Source organism: Pseudoalteromonas sp. RB2-MNA-CIBAN-0110 (assembly GCF_040309305.1).
Taxonomy (GTDB): Bacteria; Pseudomonadota; Gammaproteobacteria; order Enterobacterales; family Alteromonadaceae; genus Pseudoalteromonas; species Pseudoalteromonas arctica.
Genome location: NZ_JBEOOQ010000285.1, coordinates 1 through 246, shown reverse-complemented (window position 1 = coordinate 246; position 246 = coordinate 1). Strand labels below are relative to the sequence as shown.

Here is a 246-nt window from a genome sequence, read left to right as displayed (position 1 = left end):
AATCAGGCGCATATAATGTGGCTCTGATTAAAACAATTCCAAATACAGATATAATCGATAAAGACTTTTTATATTTATATCTTCACTCAGAAAGTTTTCAAAAACGACTAATGTCGGTTGCAGAACGATCCGCTCAAGCTGGATTTAGTAAAGCGGATATATCGCCCTTTGAAGTTAGCGTTCCACCTATCCCCGAACAAAAACGCATCGTCGCCATTCTCGACCAAGCCTTCGCCGATATAGAGC

General features: G+C 40.2%; 1 protein-coding gene. It reads left to right on the top strand.

Annotated elements, in window-relative coordinates; all coding sequences use genetic code 11:
• Positions 1–17 precede the first annotated feature (17 nt).
• Positions 18–246: restriction endonuclease subunit S (locus tag AAEY68_RS21510; RefSeq protein WP_350586880.1), on the top strand; the 229-nt coding region annotated here is incomplete at its 3' end.